Here is a 1,463-nt window from a genome sequence, read left to right on the forward strand (position 1 = left end):
CCATTAACGTTAGCTTCACATCTGAAGCAACGAATGCATCATACACTTGGCAAAAGATTAAATGTTGACGTAATTCTAATTGTCCTCTTTCAAATGATGTAGCATCAATTAATTGGAACCCTTCAATCGGATCAATTTTTAGACTTGCAAACATCGGATCAAGGAAACTTTGTCCACCTTCAATTCGCACTTCAATATTTGCTGCTTCTCCTTTTTCCAAAAGTAGCTGAACTGTTCTTTCTGCTACAAGCGGATGACCTGGAACAGCATAAATAATTTCTGCGCCTTTAGCTTGTTCTAGCAATGTATTCGCAATTGTTTCATATACGATTTCAAATGTATCATGTGCCTCATATACATTATCAAAGGCCGTATACTTTATAGCTTCTTTCTCCAATTCTTCTATAACTGGGTGCTCCTTCGTTCTAACAAACATATGGTCTGCTTCTTTTATCTTTCGATATACACCCATCGTTAACTGATCTAACTCACCAGCACCTAATCCTAAAATAGTAATGATTCCACTCACAACCAGTCACCTCTATCCACTCTTCTTCAATGAACCTTCTTTTTTCTCTTGTTTCATAACGGTTCCTAATTCTTCTTTTGTAAATACACGTAATTTTAAAATTAAAAACATATATGCTAATCCACCGATAGCTACACCTAACAGCGCTTCAAGCGTCGCAATTCCTCTATGTCCTGTATCAATTACTAATCCGGACATTCGTAACATACGCATAAAGATTATTAATACAAACCCCATACCGATACCACTAATAGCTACACCTAACATATTCCGCCTATTAATAAGCGTCTCCGATACAGCTCGCATAAGTAACACACTATTTAGCAAGGCAATTACAATAAGCGCAACTAAAGTTGCAATTGCAGCTCCCTTTACACCAAAATACGGCATTAATATATAGTTTAAAACTAACTTCAAACAACCTCCAAATACAACGAATATTGCTGGTTTTAATGTTTGTCCCACTCCTTGCAAAATGGAAGCAGTTGTAATTGACAATGAACTAAATAAAATAGATAAAGATAAAATCGATAACACATCTGATCCATCACTATTTTCAAACAACATAATATTTGTAGGTTGAATAATACAAGTTAATCCAATAGCAGCTGCAGATCCAATAACAAATGTTATTTTCATTGCTAACTTTACTTTTTCTTGAATAAATGAAAGATCTCCTCTTTCTTTCGCCGCTGTAATAATAGGAATAAGTGACAATGAGAAAGAAGTTGTCACAACAGTACCTAATTGCATAAGTGGGATACTTCTATCATAAACACCTTTTAGTACCTTTGCATTTTCAACTTGCTCTCCCGCACGAATAAGCAAAGTATACAAGGAAATAGAATCCGCCATTTGTATAAAAATAAGGACTAAATTACTAACACAAATCGCTAATCCCTGCCAAAAAAGGATTCGAACAATCCCTTTTTTA

At 35.0% G+C, this 1,463-nt stretch carries 2 protein-coding genes; both read right to left on the bottom strand.

Translation table 11 applies throughout. The features are described from left to right. Window positions 1-529: SAM-dependent methyltransferase (locus tag AC1DJR_RS29565; RefSeq protein WP_477004212.1), on the bottom strand; the 529-nt coding region annotated here is incomplete at its 3' end. Between the two features lie 12 nt (window positions 530-541). Further along, a partial coding sequence (locus AC1DJR_RS29570; protein ID WP_477004213.1) for an MATE family efflux transporter occupies window positions 542-1,463 on the bottom strand: 922 nt, incomplete at its 5' end.

The sequence above is a fragment of the Bacillus sp. 05T31 genome, assembly GCF_056396725.1.